A 14,026-nucleotide genomic window follows, 5' to 3' on the forward strand; every position below is an offset into this window, starting at 1 on the left:
GTTCGGGCACCATGAACGTGTGCGGCGCGGCTCCTTTGGCCGCGCCGCTTTGCCATGAGAGAGGGCGTAATGCAGATTAAGACCGAAATGCGGCGCAACATGCTGCTGGTTGCCGTCTTTGCCGTGTTGACCGTTGGGCTGTGGCTGTTGCCCACAGGCTATGAGGACCGTGTGGCGCAGGACGCCGTCCGCTGCCGGGGGACGGTGCTGTCTGTGGATGACAGTCAGGTGATGACTATTGGAATGATCCGCAAGGGCGAGCAGGACGTGACCCTGCGCCTTGAGGATGGCGCGTACGCCGGGCGCGAGGTGCGCGGTGTGAACCAACTGCTGGGAATGCTGGACCGGGACAAGCTCTTCCGCCCCGGCGACAGCGTCCTTGTGGTGCTCACTCTCGACCCGGATGGCGGCATCGCCAGTGTAAACCCGCAGGCGCATTACCGCCTTGGGCTGGAAGGGGTGTTGCTGGGACTGTTTGCGGTACTGCTCGTTGCCTATGGCGGGTGGACCGGCGCTAAGGCGCTGCTTTCCTTTGGCTTTACGGCGCTGATGGTGTGGAAGGTGCTGGTTCCGCTGTTTTTGGATGGGTACGACCCGCTCCTTGTCAGCCTTGGCGTTACGGCTTTGCTGTGCGGGGGGATTATCTTTCTTGTGGCCGGAGTATCGCGGCGGGGCGTGACGGCGTTCCTTGGTGCGTTTCTTGGCGTACTGACGAGCTGTGTGCTGGCGGTGTACTTCACGCAGCGTCTGCATTTGCACGGCGCGGTGCTCCCCTTTGCGGAGACCTTGCTCTACTCGGGCTTTGGGCACCTGAACCTTGTGGAGATTTACGTGGCGGCGGTGTTTCTCGCCGCGTCGGGCGCGGTGATGGACCTTGCCATGGATGTGGCGGCTTCCATGGATGAAGTGGTGCGAAAGCGCCCGGACATCACCCGCGCCGAGGCGCTGCGGTCCGGCCTGCGTGTTGGGCGCGCTGTGGTCGGCACCATGACCACCACACTGCTGTTGGCGTATTCCGGCAGTTATATCACGCTGCTCATGGCCTTTATGGCGCAGGGCGTACCCCTCGCCAATACCTTTAACCTTATTTATGTGGCGGCGGAGGTGCTCAAGACGTTGGTGGGGTCCTTTGGGCTGGTGACGGTGGCCCCGTTTACGGCGTGCATTGGCGCTGTATTGCTGGTGCGCCATGTGCCGGGGCCTGCTTCGTCCGCCGCAGCGTACGGCGGGGGGATTTCGCCCCGTCCTGCGCCCAAAGCTGTACCAGAGGCGGGGGCACGTGCTGTTGCCGATACTGCGCCATAAGCTGTGGCCCGCGCCTGAGTGCGTGTCGCGCACTTCTGCATATCCACCATCATTTTCATAGTTGCACCACATCCCCGCCGCTATGTACCAGCTGATGACGGCCCCTGCTCCGGCGGGGGCTTTTTTGTAGCACTGCTTCCGCGCGGGATGTCGTGGGTTTTGAGCAGGGCGTAGAGGCGGGCGCGGGAGAGGCCGGACACATCGCAGGCCTGCGGCACACTGCCGCCGCACAGGGCCATAAGTTCGCGCAGGTAGTGCTGTTCCGCATCGGCCATGCGCTGGGCACGGTAATCGCGAAAGCTGGGGAAGTCGTCTGCGGCCAGTGGGTCCATCTCGCGCTCTTGTGTGTGGGGCGAGTCCTTGAGCCGCGCCCGCGCCCTGTGCACGCGGATGGCCGTTGGCAGATGCCGGGGGAAGAGTGTGCCCGAGCCTTTGGCGGCGGAGATGGAACAGGACACCGCGCTGAGGAGTTCCCGGACGTTGCCCGGCCAGTCGTAGCTTTTGAGGGCTTCAAGATACTCCGGCGAAAAGCGCTTGGTGCCGCTACCTACGCGCCAGCCGTAGCGGCTGATGGAGTGGCGCACCAGTTCCTCAATGTCCTCGCGCCGGTCCGTGAGCGGGGGCAGGGTGATAAGAATAGTTTTAAGGCGAAAGAGCAGGTCGCGCCGGAATTCCCAGTGGTCCACAAGGGCGTCGAGGTCGCGGTTGGTGGCGGCGATGAGGCGGAAGTCGCTGGATTCCTCGTGCCTGCTGCCAACGGGGCGGAAGCGGTGCTCCTGCAAAACGCGCAGAAACGCGCGCTGGGCGGAGAGGGGAAGCTCACCCACCTCGTCAAGGAACAACGTGCCGTGGTTGGCCTGCTTGACCAGTCCGTCGGCCTTGCGGTCCGCGCCGGTAAAGGCGCCCTTTTCGTGCCCGAAGAGGGTGCTTTCCACCAGCTTCTCCGGCAGGGCGGCGCAGTCCACCACCACAAAGGGGCCTTCGGCCCGGGCGCTGTTCTCATGGATGGCGCGGGCGAAAAGCTCCTTGCCGGTGCCGGTGTCGCCGGTGATGAGCACTTCCGAGTCATTGGCCGCCGCCTGCGCCACAACGTCGAGGCAGGCGCGGATGGCGGGGCTGGAGCCGATGATGCGGCTGCGGTGCAGGACAGGAGCTTCGCGCTCAAGGGCCTTCTGGCGGTAGTCGATGGCCCGGAGTACGGGCAGTTTGATGTCGCTGATGCTGGCGGGCTTGGCAATGTAATCCCACGCGCCGCTGCGGATGGCCATTTCCGCCCCGTCCGGGTCCCCCGCGCCGGTGAGGATGATGACCTCCGGCTCGCACGGGCAGGCGCGGAAGTCCTGTAGCGAGGCCAGCCCGTTCCCGTCGGGAAGCCATACGTCAAGGAGCACCAGCAGATAGTCCCCACTGGCGGCCTGATCCAGCCCTTCCTTGAGGGTGGCGGCCTCCACGGGGGTGTGGCCGATGTTTTCGATGACGCGGCACATGGCGTCGCGGAAGAGGTGGTCGTCGTCAACGATGAGTATTGCGGCCATGTATCCTCCCTGTGTGGCTCTGCTGGGGCAGGGACAACGGGTGTGAACCGGCCCGGCGCAAAGTGGCACCGTGAGGCGCGCCGGGCTTTTTGCGCTCTACCGCCGGGGGGCGCGGCGTTTGCCCAGCGCCTCGGCCACGGCGTGGGAGAGGTCGCTCAGGCTAAACGGTTTGCCCAAAAAGCCCTTGGCCCCAAGGCGGCGCACTTTGCCGGGGGTGAGCGTGTCGTTGTAGCCGGAGCACAGCACAATGGGCAGGTCCGGGCAGAGAACGCGCAGGCGGCGTGTCATCTCAATGCCGGACATGCCGGGCATGGTGACGTCGATAAGGGCAAGGTCCACGGCGTCCGGGCGCTGTTCGAGCCGCGTAATAGCCTCGGCGGCGCTACGGCTGGTGGTTACATGGTAGCCAAGGCGCGAGAGCGCGGCGCGGGCGCTGTCGCGGACGCTTTTTTCGTCGTCCACCACCAGCACGCGGCCACGTCCGGGTTGGGGCTTGGCCGTGGTGGCGTCGATGACGTTGCGGCCAGCTTGGTCGTCGTGCAGGGGGATGGCAACGTGGAAGACGGTCCCGCGCCCCGGCGTACTTTCGGCCCGGACCATGCCGCCAAGCTCCGCGATGATGTTGTGCACAACGGTGAGCCCAAGGCCGGAGCCTTTGGCTTTTTTGGTGGTGTAGAACGGCTCGTAGATGCGTTCCAGCACGGTGGGCGTCATGCCTTCTCCGGTGTCGCGCACGCGCAGAAGGGCGTAGCAGCCGGGGGTGAGGGCGTGGAAGCCGTTTGGCGCATCCTGCGAGACGGTGGCCGCGCTGACCTCCACCCGCAGGGTGCCGCCGGAGGGCATGGCCTGCACTGCGTTGGTGCATAGGTTGACGATAACCTGATGTACCTGCGCCGGGTCCGCGAGGACGATGTCGCGCTCCCCGCTGTGGTCAAGGATCACTTCAATGGAGGAAGGGATGAGCGGACGCAGGAGTTTGAAGCATTCCTTGGCCAACGAGGTCAGGGAAAAGGGCATGGTCTTGCCTATCTTGCGGCGGCTCAGATTCAGAATTTGCTCCACCAGCCCGGCGGCGCGTCGCGATGCGGAGAGAATTTGCGTAAAGGCGTGGTGGGCGGGGTGGCTGTCTGGCAACGCCTCAAGCCCAAGCTCCGCATGCAGGATGATGGGACTGAGGATGTTATTGAAGTCGTGGGCGATGCCGCCTGCCAGCGTGCCGATGGCTTCCATTTTTTGCGACTCGCGCAGTTGGCGCTCCAGTTCGGAAATTTGCGTCATGTCGCGCCAGACGCTGACGTACCCCAGCACCACGCCGCGCTGTCCCCTGATGGGGGAAATCATCTTTTCCGTTTGGAAGGTGCGCCCGTCGCGGGCGGTGTTCCAGCACAGACCGGTCCATGTTTCCCCTTGCTGGATTGTTCTCAGGATGGCCCGGAGTTGGCGCTTTTGGCGCGTGCCCTCGTAGAGCACGTCCACCTTCTGCCCCCGCATGTGGTGCGCGGGGTAGCCGGTCATGGCTTCAAAGGCTTGGTTGACGTATTCGATGGTTAGGTCACTATCCATGATGATCATGGCTTCCGCGGCCTGCTCGATGGCGGTGGCAAGGCGGATGCGTTCCTTTTCCGCCTTTTGTCGCTGGGTGATGTCCGTAAAGAAGACCACGGCCTGCCGGAAGGCGTCTCCGCCGTCGGAGAAAGGGATGATGCGGGCGTTGTAGACGCGGCCCGGACGGCAGATGTCGTCGTATTCCACAGGCTCGCCAAGGCGCAGGCTCTGGTGGAGGATGGCCTTGCGAAAGCGTCCGGCGTCCTTGTTCATCAGGGAGAAGAAGTTGCGGCCCTTCAGTTCGCTGCGGCTGGTTCCCACCATATGCGCCAGCCGCTCATTACTCATGAGCACGGTGCCGCGCTCATCCAGTAGGACGGCGGCGTCCGAGGTGGCGGCCAGAAGCTGCTGCACCATTTGGCAGGCTTCCTGCCGCTGCGAGCCGGGACCAAGACAGGGCCATTCGCCTTGTGCTGTCTTGGGCGGCGAGACCTTTGCGCACATGCCGTCCTCCTCGGTGTGCTGATGGACCTTCCTTCATTGTCTGCTCCCAAAAGGCAGGTGTTGTCAAATCCGCAAAAGTCCCGATGCGGCAGGGGCTTGCGCCCGGTGGTGACAAATCTTGTTGTGCAAGACGCCGTCCTGCGCCTGTATTTCGCATGTGGCTGCGGCCCGTAATGCCTCGTGGGCGCAGGTCTTTTCGGCGTCAGCTGTGCGCCGGGTGGTTCCTGTCTTGCCGTGTGGGACAAAATCTTGCGGGGCAAGACATTTTCTCCCTGTTTTGGAGCCGGAAGACGCGCCGTGGGTCGGGAGATGTGCGGGTAACTGCTTGAAATGGCAACCCTTCAGCAATGCGGCACGATTCGTGGTCTGGAGGTGGTAGTAAGCCACCCCTTCCCTGGGATGCGCGCAAGCGGCACAGGACAAGGAGGAACGACCATGAGCAGTCGCATAGGCGTCTATGTTTGCCATTGCGGAACGAACATCGCCGGAAAGGTAGATTCCGCCGGCGTTGCGGAGTTCGCCGCCGGACTCAAGAACGTGGTGGTGGCGCGTGATTACAAGTTCATGTGCTCGGACCCCGGGCAGGACCTTATCATCAACGACATCCGCCAGATGGGCGTGAACCGCGTTGTGGTGGCCTCCTGCTCCCCCCGCCTGCACGAGAAGACCTTCCAGAATGCCCTCGCCCGCGCCGGGCTGAATCCTTACCTCTTTCAGATGACGTGCATCCGCGAGCATTGCTCGTGGGTGACGGAAGATCCGGGCGAAGCCACGGACAAGGCCAAGAAGCTGGTCGCTGCGGCGGTCAGCCGCGTGAATTGGCATGCCCAGCTCTATTCGCGGCAGGAGGCCGTGCACCCGGACGTACTCGTGGTGGGCGGCGGTATTGCGGGCATTCAGGCCGCGCTGGACGTGGCGAAGTCCGGGCACAGGGTGCATCTGGTGGAGCGTTCGCCCTCCATCGGCGGGCATATGGCGCAGTTTGACAAGACGTTCCCCACGCTGGACTGCGCGGCGTGCATCTCCACCCCCAAGATGGTGGCCGTGGCGCAGGAGCCGAATATTGACCTGATGACCTACAGCGAAGTGGCTGAGGTATCCGGCTTCATCGGCAATTATACCGTCACCGTGCGCCGCATGCCCCGTTACGTGAATATGGACCTGTGTACCGGCTGCGGGCTGTGCCTTGAGAAGTGCCCGCGCAAGGTTCTGAGTGAGTTTGACGAGGGCATGGGCGTACGCAAGGCCATCCACCGCAATTCGCCCCAGAGCGTGCCCAATACGCCTGTAATCGACGCGGACAACTGCATTTACTTCAAGAAGGGCAAGTGCGGCGCGTGCCAGAAGAATTGCCCCTCCGGCGCTATCGACTTCACCCAGCAGGAGACCACGGAGACCTTCCAGGTCGGCAGCATCATCCTTGCCACGGGCTTTGACGCCCTGGACCCCACCAGCCTCGAACAATATGGCTTTGGCCGCTACGACAACGTGCTGACGGCACTGCAATTCGAGCGGCTGAATAACGCCGTCGGTCCTACCGGGGGCAAGATTCAGCTCAAGGACGGTACGCCGCCGAAGAGCGTTGCCGTTATCCACTGCGTGGGCAGCCGCGATGTGAACCACCACGAGTACTGCTCCCGCGTGTGCTGCATGTACGCCCTCAAGTACGACCACCTCATCCGCGACAAGGTCGGGCATGATGTGGACATCTTCAACTTTTACATCGACATGCGCTGTTTCGGAAAGGGCTACGAGGAGTTCTACCGCCGCGTGCAGGAGGAAGGCGTCACCTTTCTGCGTGGACGCCCGGCAGAGGTCACCCGCCACGCCCTGACGCCCGAGGAAGAGGGCAAGCTCATAGTGGTGAGCGAGGATACGCTCCTTGGCCGCGTGATGCGTGTGCCGGTGGATATGGTCATCCTGTGTACGGCCATGGAGGCCAGAAAGGACGCCCCGGACGTGGCGCGCATCTTTGGCATTCCGCAGGGGCAGGACGGGTTCTTCCTTGAGGAGCACCCCAAGCTTGGGCCGGTGTCCACAGCAACGGATGGCGTGTTCATCGGCGGCACCTGTCAGGGGCCCAAGGACATCCCGGATGCGGTGTCCCACGCCTCTGGCGCGGCGGCGCAGGCGCTGTCGCTGGCGGCCAAGGGCGAGGTGTCCATTTCGCCCACCACATCGAACATCAACCCGGATGTGTGCATTGGCTGCAAGACCTGCATCGGCCTGTGCGCGTACTCCGCCATTGAGTTTGACGAGCGGCGCGGGGTGAGCGTGGTGAACGAAGCCATGTGCAAGGGCTGCGGCAGTTGCGCCGCCCACTGCCCAAGCGGCGCGGCGCAGATCAAGCACTTTACGGAGCGGCAGATATTCGCGGAACTGGAAGGCCTGCTTGCGCGGCGCCCCGCACCGGCTGGAACTGAGGCCCAGACGGAACAAGGCGCCGAAGACGCGGCGCAGGCCAAGGCGTAAATGGCGCGCCGGCGCCCGGGCTGGTCCCGGCGCAGGCACATTGGGGACGAAACGCCGGACGCCTCCGGCAGCAGAGAATCCGGGAGGAAAGGCATGAGCGACTTTGAACCCACCATCGTGGCATTCGTCTGCAACTGGTGCACCTATACCGCCGCGGACCTTGCCGGGACGTCGCGGATGGTTCAGTCCCCCAACGTACGCCTGGTGCGCATGATGTGCACAGGCATGGTGGACCCCAAGTATATCCTCAAGGCGCTTCTTGGCGGGGCGGACGCGGTGCTGGTCTCCGGCTGTCACCCCGGGGACTGCCACTACATCAACGGCAATTACAAGGCCCGCCGCCGTGTGAAGCTGATTCAGGAGCTGCTGGCGCAGTACGGCATAGACGAGCGCCGCGTGAAGCTCACATGGGTGGGGGCGAGCGAAGGCAACGAATTCGCCGAAACGGTCAACAATCTGGTGGCCGAAATTCGGGAACTGGGCCCAAGCGAGGTCCGGGACATTCAGGCCATCTAGGAGACCCGTCATGGCAACCACGGCACAACTCACAGTGAAGGACAAGGACCCCTTGGGGACCGTGCAGGACTTTTTGTCCATGCTCCTTGCGCAGGGCGAGGTGGCGGCGGTGTTTGTGCCCCGGCATATGCCCGGCGGCGGCCCGGTGATGCCCTCCCTTGTCACGGATACGGCGGAACTGGCTACGGCAGACCCCTTTGCCCCGTCGTTCCCCCTGAACGCCGCGCGCCTTGTGGCGCGCCTGAGCCGGGGCGAAACCGACGGCACGGTGGCTGCGGTTCTGCGCCCGTGCGAAATACGCGCCTTTGTGGAGCTGGTGAAGCTGAACCAAGGCAGCATCGAGAATCTGCTGATTATCGGTGCGGACTGTGCGGGGGCCTTTGCCAATGCCGAGTACACGCGCTTTGTGGGCGACAGGGACCCCGTAGCCGCCAGCCGCGACTTTGCGGCCACAGCGCTGAAGACGCAGTGGGAGGGCGAGCCGAAGCTCGCCAAGGCCTGCATGGCCTGTGAGCATCCTTCGCCCGAGGGCGCGGATATCATCATCGGCGGCTTTGGTGTGGACCGCGAAAGCTGGCTTCCCCTTATGGCCAAGACCCCGCGCGGCGAAGGCCTGCTGAGCCGGCTGGAGGTGCCGGACAGCGAGGCCGCCTCCGGGCGCGACGAGGCGCTGCGGGCCGTTGTGGACCGGGCGGAGGCCTTCCGCGACGCCATGTTTGAGGAAACACGCGGGCAGGTGGGGAGTATCGCCGGGCTGGCGCAGTATTTGTCCGGCTGTGTGGGGTGCTACAACTGCCGCGTGGCCTGCCCGGTGTGCTATTGCCGCGAGTGCGTCTTTGTCACCGACGTGTTCGACCATGACCCGTGGCAGTACATGGACTGGGCCCGGCAGAAGGGCGCCCTCAAGATGCCGACGGATACGGTGTTCTTCCATCTGACGCGGCTGGCGCATATGAGCACCGCCTGTGTGGGCTGTGGTCAGTGCTCCAATGCCTGCCCCAACGACATTCCGGTTATGGAGCTGTTCCGCTCCGCCGCGCAGAAGACGCAGGCCGCCTTTGACTACGAGGCAGGGCGCGATCCTAACGAGCCGCCACCGCTGGCCGTCTTTCAGGAGAAGGAATTCTCCGCCATGACGGGCGGGACGGACTAGGTCCAACACGGACGCACAGCAAGCGAGGACGCCATGAAAAAGAGATACGGAGCGGTTGTCATCGGTGCCGGTATCGGCGGGATACGCGCCGCGCTGGACCTTGCCGAGACAGGCCAAAAGGTGGCGCTGGTGGACCGGCGTCCCACCATCGGCGGCCTGCTGATGCAGCTTGATTATCAGTTCCCCAACGACCACTGCGGCATGTGCAAGATGCTCCCCCTGACCGAGAGGGATTCGTCCAGCCAGTTTTGCCTGCGCAAGGGACTGTTCCACAAGAATATCGACATCCACCTGTCCACGGACCTTGTGGCGGTGGAGGGCGACCCCGGCACGTTTCAGGTGACGCTGTCCAAGCGCTCCGGCTTTGTGGACCCGTCGCGGTGCATTGGCTGTGGTGAATGCTCCGCCGTGTGCCCCGTTACCGTGAGTGATGACTTTAATGCCGGGCTGAGCGAACGGTCGGCGGTGTATCTGCCCATGCCGCTTGCTATCCCGAACCACTATACCGTGGACCTCGACCATTGCCGCAGGTGTTGGCAGTGCTTCGAGGCCTGCCCCACAGGCGCTATCGACTTTAAGTTCAAGGAGCGCGAGAGCTTTGGCGTGCTTATCGCCGAGGCGGACGACGCGGTCTACGCCGAACTTGAGGAGTGGCTGAAGAGCCTGAACTTCCCCGTGGAGCGTGCCCGCACCGGTGAAGAAGTGCTGGCCCGCGTGAGTGAGCAGGCCGCGCCGCGTATGGTGCTCTATGGCATGGCGCTACCGGGCGAAAGCGTGGAGCGCGTGGTGTCGCGCGGTATTGAACTGCACCCGGAGATGCTCTTCCTGCTCATGGGCGGTGAGGAGGAACGCGAACGCGCCGAGGCCCTTGTGCAGGACGGCGCTAGGGCTTTTGTGCCGACGCCGCTGGAAAAGGGCGACTTTGTCCCGTGGCTGGATAAGCTCTATATGCGCCATGTCACGGACGAGCCCTTCTCGGTGGAGGCGGCGGCTGTGGTGCTGGCCGCGGGCTTTGACTGCTACGACCCGGCAACGGACCCCTTTGGCGGGGCGGATGTGCTGGGCTACGGCAGTGTGCCCGGCGTTGTGACGTCCTTGGAATTTGAGCGCCTTGCCAGCTCCACCGGTCCTACGGGCGGACGTTTGTTCGTGCCGGGGACGGAGCGGCCCGCCCGGCGCATAGCGTGGCTCCAGTGCGTTGGCTCGCGCGATGTGCAAAAGCGCGCATCCTACTGCTCCAGCATCTGCTGCATGATTTCCATCAAGGAAGCCCTGCTGGCGCGCAGGCGCCTTGGGCCGGAGACGGAAACCGCCATCTTCTACATGGATATGCGCACCTTTGGGAAGGATTACGAGATGTACCGGCATAGCGCCGAGCACGACGCCGGGGTGCGGTTTATCCCTGCGCGCATCCATTCCGTGACGCCCGTGAACCTGCATGACCCCGCCGAAGGGCTGGTGGTGGAGTACCTTGGCGCGGACGGCACGTTGGTGCGTGAGGTGTTCGACATGCTGGTGTTGGCTGTTGGCGCACGCGCCCCCAAGGGCACGCGAGAGCTAGCGGACGCCGCTGGTGTGGACCTGAACGAGCACGGCTGGTGCCAGACCCAGTACTTTGATCCGTCCCGCACCAGCAGGCTTGGCGTGTACGCGGCTGGCTCCTTCGGCGCGCCGCGAGACATTGCCGAGACCATCGTCACCGCCGGCGCGGCGGCGGCCGAAGCCTCGCGCCTGATAAACATCTATGCTCCCCTCAAGGAGCAGCAGCCCGACCCCGAACCGGAATACCGCGATGTCTCGCGTGAGACGCCGCGAACCCTGCTGGCCCTTTGTTCCGCCTGCCCTATCCTTGAACAGCGTGTGGATATGGACGACCTGACGCGCCGCCTGTCCGCCATGCCCAATGTGGTGCGGGTGGAGCATGTGGAGCGCGCCTGTACCGGCGATGGCTGGGAGCGCATCGTGGCACTGACCAACGAGGTGAAGCCCAACCGTCTGCTCATTGGCGCGTGTATGCCCTACGCCTATGTGCCGCGCCTGCGCGAGCTTGGGGCGTCCATAGGCCTCAAGCCCGCCCTTATGGACGTGGCGGACATCTATACGCCGCTACTGGCCCATGACGCTGAGGCCAACGGCGTCACTACGCAGGAGAAGGTCTTTGCCGCCCTGAATATGGCCGCAGTGCGGTTGCAGGACGCGGACCCCTCGCCCTTGCCTCCGCCGCAGACCGTGGCGCGCGAGGCGTTGGTCCTTGGTGGCGGTTTGGCGGGCATGACGGCGGCTATGAGTGTTGCGGACCACGGCTACAACGTCTGTCTGGTGGAGGAGGGCGAAGAGCTTGGCGGGCTGGCCCGTCACCTGCGCACCACCCTGCAGGGCGAAGACCCGCAAAAGTACCTGACGGAGCTTGTGGAACAGGTGGAGAAGCACCCCTACATCACCGTGCGGACCGAGTCGCGGGCCGTGCTGTCCATGGGCCGGGCCGGACGCTTTATGAGCGTTATCTCCACCCCGGACGGGGCGCTGCCCCTTGAGCACGGCGTCTCCATCATCGCCACCGGCGGGCGCGAAGGGCGCATATGGGACTACAGCTACCGTGTGGACAAGCGCATCCTGAGCCAGCTTGAGCTGGAGGACGCGCTCGCATCTGGCACGCTGGATACCGGCGGCCTGCGCAGCGTGGTGATGGTGCAGTGCTGGCGCTCGCGCGATGGGCACCGCAACTACTGCAGCCGGGTGTGCTGTCAGAGTGCGCTCAAGAACCTGTTGCACATCAAGCGCAAGAACCCGGACGTGCAGGTTTACGTCTTCTACCGCGACATCATGACCTACGGCTTTGCCGAGGACTTCTACACCGAGGCCCGCAGGCAGGGAGCCATCTTCATCCGCTACGACGTGGACAGCCCCCCGCAGGTGAAGGCCGAAGGCGACGACGTGGTGGTGCGCGGCTACGACCCCGTCCTGCGGCGCGACATTGAAATACGCCCGGACCTCGTGGCGCTGGCCACAGGCATAGAGCCGGGAGAGAACGCAGACATCGCCGAGGTGTTTGGCGTGCAGACCGACGAGAATGGTTTCTTCCGCGAGGCGGAGTCCAAGTGGCGGCCCGTGGATTTCCTGAAGCAGGGCGTCTTTGTCTGCGGGCTGGCGCGGGGACCGGGGTCCATGGCCGAAACGGTGGCCTCCGCCAAGGCCGCGGCCCAGCGCGCGGTGCGCATTTTGAGCGTGAAGCGCCTCACCTGCGGCAACGTGGTGGCCGAGGTGCGCGACAGCCTCTGTTCCCGCTGTGGCCTGTGTATCGACTTTTGCCCCTACGGCGCGCGGCGCCTGGACCTGACGGAAAACCGCATCAAGGTGGACGAGCTTTTGTGTCAGGGGTGCGGGTCGTGTACGGCGGTGTGCCCCAATAGCGCCAGCGTCATGCGCGGATTCAGGGACGCCCAGATGATGAAGGTCATTGACGCGGCGCTGACGCGGCCCCTCGTGGCCGAAACAAAGGACGGTGGATGATGCGAGCCGAAACAGCCCAGAACACGGCGCGGGCCGAAAGCCTGCTCAAGGACATCCGCGAGGAGTTGCGGGCCTGTATGCAGTGCGGAACCTGTAGCGCTAGCTGTCCGAACAGCCATGCCATGGACCTGACCCCGCGGCGCATGTGGCGGATGATTCTGTGCGGGCTGGAGGATGAGGTGCTGGAGAGCAACACCTTCTACCTGTGTTCCTCCTGCTACAGCTGTACGCTGCGCTGCCCGCGCGGTCTGCCGTTGACTAGCGCTATGGCCGCGCTCAAGCGCCTTGCCCAGCTTCGCGGGGCGCCGGGGGCGGCGGCGCATACCGCGTTCTACCGCACGTTTGTGGACAATATCCGGCGGCATGGCCGCGTCCGCGAGGCCGACCTTATGGCGCGGTATCTGCTGGCGGCAAGGAATCCCGGCCTTGCCATGCGCTTTGCCCCCCTTGGTCTGCGGATGCTCGGCAAGGGCAAGGTTCACCCAATAGGTGGACAGCATGTGGACTGTGACCTGAGCGCGCTGTTTGACGCGGCGCGGGAAAGGGAAGGACTGCCATGACCACATACGCCTACTATCCCGGATGCTCCCTGACCGAGAGCGCCAAGGAGTTTGATGTCTCCACCCGTTTGGTGATGGAGCGCCTTGGGGCCGATGTCAGGGAAATAGACGGCTGGACCTGCTGCGGCGCAAGCGCTGTGGAGTCTGTCAGCACCACGCTGACGCATGCCCTCCCGGCGCGCAACATCGCCCTTGCCCAGCGGCAGATGCCGGAGGCCGACATTCTGGTGCCGTGCAGCGCCTGCTACCTGAACCACCTGCGGGTGGAGAAGGACGTTATGCCCGACAGGGCGACCCTCTCCGGCGTGAATGACCTGCTGGGGACCGAGGGGTTGAACCTTGCACCAGCGGGCGGGCGCGTGCGGCATATTCTGGATGTGCTGGTGAACGACATAGGTGTGCAGCGGCTGCGCGAGAGCATCACAAAGCCCCTTGGCGGGGTGGTGGTTGCTCCCTACTACGGATGCCAGATTGTGCGGCCGCATGCGGACTTTGACAACCCGGAACGGCCCCGGAGCATGGAGCCTATCCTTGCGGCGCTGGGGGCTGAAGTTTTGCAGTGGGACATGGGAGCGCGGTGCTGCGGCGCGTCTCTGATGGCCACGCGGCAGGATGCGGCGCTGGTCTCTGTGGGGCGCATCTTGGACGCCGCACACGGAGCGGACGTTATCGTGACCGTATGCCCCATGTGTCAAATGAATCTGGAGGCCTACCAAGCACAGGCCATACGCGGCGGCCACGCCCGGCAGGGACGCCCCGTGGTGTACCTGACCCAGCTTTTGGGGCTTGGCATGGGCTTTTCGGAGGAGGAGATGCTTCTCGGCAGAAACATGGCACCCAAAGGCTCCTACGCGGAGCGCGCGCAGACGCCTGCGGCAGGGGCTGAGGACGCCGTGGAGCCGGGAAACACCTAAACAAAGGAGGAG

The 14,026-nt window shown here is 64.3% G+C and carries 9 protein-coding genes; 7 read left to right on the forward strand and 2 right to left on the reverse strand.

The features are described 5' to 3' along the window. The first annotated feature begins 69 nt into the window (after window positions 1–69). Window positions 70–1,305 (forward strand): YibE/F family protein, encoded by a 1,236-nt coding sequence (locus ACYQ2T_RS07685; RefSeq protein ID WP_459899758.1) that lies wholly within the window; start codon window positions 70–72, stop codon window positions 1,303–1,305. Between the two features lie 80 nt (window positions 1,306–1,385). Here ACYQ2T_RS07685 and ACYQ2T_RS07690 read toward each other — a convergent pair whose 3' ends face one another. Beyond that, window positions 1,386–2,840 carry a sigma-54-dependent transcriptional regulator gene (locus ACYQ2T_RS07690; RefSeq protein ID WP_459899760.1) on the reverse strand — a complete coding sequence of 485 codons (1,455 nt, stop codon included), beginning with the start codon at window positions 2,838–2,840 and terminating at the stop codon, window positions 1,386–1,388. Window positions 2,841–2,936: 96 nt separating this feature from the next. After that, window positions 2,937–4,889 carry a hybrid sensor histidine kinase/response regulator gene (locus tag ACYQ2T_RS07695; protein ID WP_459899762.1) on the reverse strand — a complete coding sequence of 651 codons (1,953 nt, stop codon included), beginning with the start codon at window positions 4,887–4,889 and terminating at the stop codon, window positions 2,937–2,939. A gap of 435 nt (window positions 4,890–5,324) precedes the next feature. On the opposite strand from ACYQ2T_RS07695, the gene ACYQ2T_RS07700 reads away from it, so the two are divergent. The 6 genes from ACYQ2T_RS07700 to ACYQ2T_RS07725 all read left to right on the forward strand — a co-directional run bounded on the left by ACYQ2T_RS07700 (window position 5,325) and on the right by ACYQ2T_RS07725 (window position 14,014). Beyond that, on the forward strand, window positions 5,325–7,361 hold the full coding sequence (locus ACYQ2T_RS07700; RefSeq protein WP_459899763.1) for an FAD-dependent oxidoreductase: 2,037 nt from the start codon (window positions 5,325–5,327) through the stop codon (window positions 7,359–7,361). Window positions 7,362–7,454: 93 nt separating this feature from the next. Continuing rightward, window positions 7,455–7,877, forward strand: a complete 423-nt coding sequence (locus tag ACYQ2T_RS07705; protein WP_404844859.1) for a hydrogenase iron-sulfur subunit — start codon at window positions 7,455–7,457, stop codon at window positions 7,875–7,877. Between the two features lie 10 nt (window positions 7,878–7,887). Continuing rightward, window positions 7,888–9,030: a Coenzyme F420 hydrogenase/dehydrogenase, beta subunit C-terminal domain gene (locus ACYQ2T_RS07710; RefSeq protein WP_459899764.1), complete on the forward strand. Its 1,143-nt coding sequence runs from the start codon at window positions 7,888–7,890 to the stop codon at window positions 9,028–9,030. 33 nt (window positions 9,031–9,063) lie between these two features. After that, on the forward strand, window positions 9,064–12,540 hold the full coding sequence (locus ACYQ2T_RS07715; protein ID WP_459899765.1) for a 4Fe-4S binding protein: 3,477 nt from the start codon (window positions 9,064–9,066) through the stop codon (window positions 12,538–12,540). After that, complete coding sequence (locus tag ACYQ2T_RS07720; protein WP_459899767.1) at window positions 12,537–13,100, forward strand: 4Fe-4S dicluster domain-containing protein; 564 nt, start codon at window positions 12,537–12,539, stop codon at window positions 13,098–13,100. The genes ACYQ2T_RS07715 and ACYQ2T_RS07720 overlap by 4 nt, the downstream gene beginning before the upstream one ends. Further along, the gene (locus tag ACYQ2T_RS07725; protein ID WP_459899769.1) at window positions 13,097–14,014 is read left to right on the forward strand and encodes a CoB--CoM heterodisulfide reductase iron-sulfur subunit B family protein; all 918 of its coding nucleotides are present in this window, start codon (window positions 13,097–13,099) and stop codon (window positions 14,012–14,014) included. The genes ACYQ2T_RS07720 and ACYQ2T_RS07725 overlap by 4 nt, the downstream gene beginning before the upstream one ends. Window positions 14,015–14,026 lie beyond the last annotated feature (12 nt).

This window comes from Desulfobaculum senezii (genome assembly GCF_054657395.1).

Coding starts and splice junctions, on each gene's coding strand:
- ACYQ2T_RS07710 (WP_459899764.1), top strand. CDS start 7,888: ATGGCAACCACGGCACAACTCACAGTGAAGGACAAGGACCCCTTGGGG.
- ACYQ2T_RS07720 (WP_459899767.1), top strand. CDS start 12,537: ATGATGCGAGCCGAAACAGCCCAGAACACGGCGCGGGCCGAAAGCCTG.
- ACYQ2T_RS07690 (WP_459899760.1), bottom strand. CDS start 2,840: ATGGCCGCAATACTCATCGTTGACGACGACCACCTCTTCCGCGACGCC.
- ACYQ2T_RS07725 (WP_459899769.1), top strand. CDS start 13,097: ATGACCACATACGCCTACTATCCCGGATGCTCCCTGACCGAGAGCGCC.
- ACYQ2T_RS07705 (WP_404844859.1), top strand. CDS start 7,455: ATGAGCGACTTTGAACCCACCATCGTGGCATTCGTCTGCAACTGGTGC.
- ACYQ2T_RS07700 (WP_459899763.1), top strand. CDS start 5,325: ATGAGCAGTCGCATAGGCGTCTATGTTTGCCATTGCGGAACGAACATC.
- ACYQ2T_RS07695 (WP_459899762.1), bottom strand. CDS start 4,889: ATGTGCGCAAAGGTCTCGCCGCCCAAGACAGCACAAGGCGAATGGCCC.
- ACYQ2T_RS07685 (WP_459899758.1), top strand. CDS start 70: ATGCAGATTAAGACCGAAATGCGGCGCAACATGCTGCTGGTTGCCGTC.
- ACYQ2T_RS07715 (WP_459899765.1), top strand. CDS start 9,064: ATGAAAAAGAGATACGGAGCGGTTGTCATCGGTGCCGGTATCGGCGGG.